3 protein-coding genes are annotated in these 4,405 nt (G+C 46.9%); all 3 read right to left on the minus strand.

Annotated features, from left to right (window positions below):
- Positions 1–510, minus strand: a 510-nt coding sequence (locus ACOJS8_RS12710) for an MBL fold metallo-hydrolase (protein ID WP_420148915.1), incomplete at its 3' end; no start/stop codon positions are given.
- 10 nt (positions 511–520) lie between these two features.
- A complete protein-coding gene (locus ACOJS8_RS12715; protein WP_420148916.1) occupies positions 521–1,393 on the minus strand; it encodes a glycerophosphodiester phosphodiesterase family protein in 873 nt (290 codons plus the stop codon).
- A gap of 74 nt (positions 1,394–1,467) precedes the next feature.
- The coding region (locus ACOJS8_RS12720) for a hypothetical protein (protein WP_420148917.1) at positions 1,468–4,405 on the minus strand (2,938 nt) is incomplete at its 5' end.

The following is a 4,405-nucleotide window of genomic DNA, read 5'->3' on the forward strand; positions in this document are numbered from 1 at the left end:
ATCGTTTTCCATCGAACGCGGATAGGCATAATTGGGCCATCCCCGATCCATTATTTTACGAATGGGAATGTATTCGCCCACTTCTGTTATACCTGCTAAAACATACCCGCCCGACGACCGTTTTGCTACGTTCAGTGGAGTCCCCATATGATCATCGTGGAAATGGGTTATGATGACATAATCAAGGGCTGGATTGTTCTGGAAACGTAGTGCTTTACGTATGTAACGGGCAATCCATTCGCCCGCCTGCCGATCGTTGTTTGGCTTAACTGGGATGTTACGTGGCTTATTTGTCCGCCAATCCATTGAGTTGATCGCTCCGGCATCTACCAGCAACGTAGTACCTTCCGGAAAAACCATGAACGTAGCATTCCCCTGGCCCGTATTAATGTGGTGAATATCAAGTTCACCCTCCCGCCAAACAGGCAGGGGTTTACCTATCTGCTGCGCCGACGCTCCACTAGAAACAAGTACGGTCAGCCAGAGGAGTGCTACGAGAATCCACTTCATAAACATCAGATCAGTTGAATAATCGGGATACCTCAATGGGACGATCTGTTGTAAGAATATCTCCTCCCTGTCTGAATAACACCCGATACTCCGCGGCTGCTTCCTGAATTGGCTTTTCATCTAGCTGTCCGGCACCATACGTACCGACTGAAGCGGGAATACCAAGTTTATGCAGACGCTCATAAAACAAAACAGGCTGCATTTTCTGGGGAGTCAGCGCGATTAATCGGCGTCCCGAAGCTAAGCGGTCGCGCTCCAGCCGCTCCACGTCTTCCATGCCGTTGATTCCGATCGCCAACCAGAGCGAAGGATACTGGTCCCGCACGCGTTGCGCTTCCGCAAACGAATAGCAAATCGCAAAAACCGAATGTTCGGCGTGGTGTTTTGTCACTTCTTTCAGGACACGTAGCGGATCAGTACCGGGTTTTATGTCGAGGGCCAGCATATAACGGTTTTTATTCCAGGCTAATACCTCCTGAAAGGTTGGAATTTGCTGATCAGTTAATTCGCCATCCAGCGTTTTCAATCTGATTTTTTTCAAATCCGTCAGCGTCCACTCAGCAACAGGTCCCTTGGCATTGGATTCCCGATCTAACGTAGCGTCGTGCAACAGAACGAACCCACTGTCGCGCGTCATACGCACGTCCATTTCAATAATTGCATCGGGAAGTATCTTTGTTGTTTTGTCGAAGGTTAGAATGGAATTTTCCGTGTCAGATGAGCCAGGCCCACCCCGATGTGCCAGAATAAGCGGTCGTTTTCGATCCGAATTATACTGAAAGAACGTATCAATAGTCTGGCTATCCTTAAATCGATTGACTTGCTGGGCTATTCCTTGGGAGACAACAAGCGTAGTAATCAGAACGAGAACAATAGTCTTCATAACTTGAATATAAGAAAACAAAAAATCCCCCGTCACAAAAGCTGTGCGGGGGATTTTTGCTGTTCAATACAGAATTAGAAGGAATAACGAACGCCAAGCTGAGCCTGCCAAACGTTATCAATCGTTATGCTTTTCACGAATGAATCTCTAAGCAGAATCGTCCGGTTAACCCCGTTTTCATTGATAGTTTGCGTAGCAAGCCGGTATGTTGGTAAACCAGCGGCATTCACACTAGCAACGGACAGCGGGCTAGCAGACGTATTTTGCCAACCTACTCCCCACTTGTTGTTCAGCAGGTTGCCAACGTTCAAAATATCGGCCCGGAACTGAATCGTATGTCTGGTTCCTTTCGCTCCTGTTTTCACAAAAAATTCCTGCATCACCGTGAAGTCGAAACGGGTCAACCAGGGTGCATAACCACCATTACGTTCACTATACTGACCACGACGGGTTTTCAGATAGTCATTTCCTTCTATATACGATTCAAAAGCTGCTTGCTGTTGTTCTGGAGAATAAACAACGGCCGAACTACCTGAACCCACGGTCAACGAAGCAAACGATAGGTCGGTCGCTTTTGCGGGAACGAAAATCAGATCGTTCGTTGTCTGTCCGTCACCATTTAAGTCACCCCCGTAGATGTATGACACTTTATAGCCACTAGTCGACTGCATACCTAGCGTAAAGGTTGTTGCCCCACCGAACTTGCCACCATAATTCAGGCGATAGTTCACATAGCCAATGATTCGATGGCGCAGATCATTATCACCAAACGATAGGGTCAGGTAATTCTGACCGCCAACGGTTGGCGCATTACCTACAACCGTACTACCAACCGATTGCAAATCTCTAGCCAAGCCATATGTATAGGCTAACATACCGCCAAAGCCATTCACCGCAGGCTTTTCAAGTTTTGCCGTAAAGGTATATGCACTACCCTCAGTCGTATTTTTTAACACGAATGCGTTGGTGTTATAAGGGTAGTTGATAAAACGGGCTGTATTGATTGCTGCGGTACCTGACACCCCCGATGCAGGGAAGCGGTTGCGCGTATCGGGGCCAGTTAGTTGCCGGTCTGGAGCTTTCAGGTTCGCATCAATATAACGCAGTCCCTGCAACGTTTTGTTGTAAATGAACTCCAATGTACCCACTAAACCCCAAGGCAAACGCTGGTCAACAGCAATGTTTGTTTTCCAAACTACCGGATATTTCAATTCCTGGTCCGTCGCATTAACTGCATAACCCGTCAAACTTGAAACATCTGAGGTAATCGCAGGCAACACACCAGCAGGAAATTTGCTTGGGTCTGTCACAAATGGATATGCGTTAGTATTCTGGAAATTATATACTCCTGTATTCACACCATTATTACCCAATTGGTTTGATACCAGTACTTCGGGAATACGCGATACGAACAGACCACTTCCTCCACGAATTTGCGTCGATCGATCACCTTTTACGTCCCAGTTAAAACCAATACGCGGAGAAATCAGCAGGCGAGGTTTTGGAAACGAGCCTGTGTTTAATCTGTAATCAGCCCCATTTTCATCTTTGTATGTCAGGCCGGCTACCCGTGGGTTGTTAAAGGCTTCAGCGGTCGAATTGTCATACGCAAAAATATCAGCCCGAACACCGGCCGTCAGTTTAAAGCTCGGATTAACCTGAAATTCGTCCTGAACATAGGCGCTATATGCGGTTCTATACAACGTCTGTAAAGGCTCAGCCCCCCCTGGAACCAGCGAATAGCGCAGGTTATAACGGTTCAATGTTACAGGAGACGTAGTAGCCGTTGGATTGTTGATCGAAGCCAGTGCTGCCGTTTTGAAATCTTCTATCGAATTGTACACATAAACCCCATTCGACGCCGGGAAGAAAACGTTGTTTGACGTATACCTTTCGTACGCCAAGCCAAATGTCAGCGTGTGTTTACCCGCAAATACACTGAAGTTATCAGTAATATTAAGCGTCGAGTAATTCAGTTTGTTGTTCGGCGTGAAGGGGTCAAAACCGATAGAGGTATACGTAGTACCGTCTTTCAGAATATCAATTGTTGGAAATACGTCTGTCCGGTAAGTACGGTCTTCGATCTGTTTGTTATATGTACCAATCAGTTTGTTCGCGAATTTTCCGCCAAACGTTGAGTTCAATTCGACGGCAATCGAGCGCGTATTATCCGCAATTTTGTAACCCGTATTTTGTGGCGAAAGAGCCTCTCTACCAGAATACCCCGTTGATGAGTAACCCGTACGGTTCCCGTTACCTGCCGTATTGCTACTGTTACTATTGCTGATAGACTGATCCGATTCCGAATTGTGGTGCGAGTACCGGATGGCTAGCTTATGATTGTCGTTGATATTCCAGTCGAGACGTAGCAAGCCTTTCAAGCTTTTTACATCATTGTTGAAGTTATCAATCGCACCAAGATCACGATTAAAGTTCGTTTTCATGAACTGCGAGAGATCTTCCAGATCAGCAGCCGTTACACGTGATACGTTACCACCGGCTGTTCCGCGGTTAGCTACCCAGTCCAACGCGGGTACACTACTTGTATACTGCTCTACGTTGGCAAAGAAGAATAACTTGTTCTTGATAATGGGTCCACCTATCCGAAAACCCTGCGTTTTCTTGTTAATCGTTACGGGTGGCAGATTTTGACCATCTGCTTTTTTTCCGGCTAGGTCGCTATTCTGAAATAGGTAATAAACTGAGCCAGAGAAATCGTTCGTTCCGGAGCGCGTTACGGCGTTGATACCCGCACCCGAGAAACCAGTCTGACGAACGTCATAAGGCGCTACGTTCAACTGAATCTCGTCCAGCGCGTCCAGCGAAACAGCCGTTGTACCCGTACGTCCACCTGCCTGAGCCGATGAACCTAAACCAAATCCATTATTAAATACTGCACCGTCGATCGTAATGTTATTGAAACGAGCATCCTGACCACCAAATGATTGGCCATTTCCGTACGCGTTATATTTAGTAACGTCGTTCAGCGTACGACCAATGGTCGGAACCGTG

Source organism: Spirosoma sp. (genome assembly GCF_048594605.1).
Taxonomy (GTDB): domain Bacteria; phylum Bacteroidota; class Bacteroidia; order Cytophagales; family Spirosomataceae; genus Spirosoma.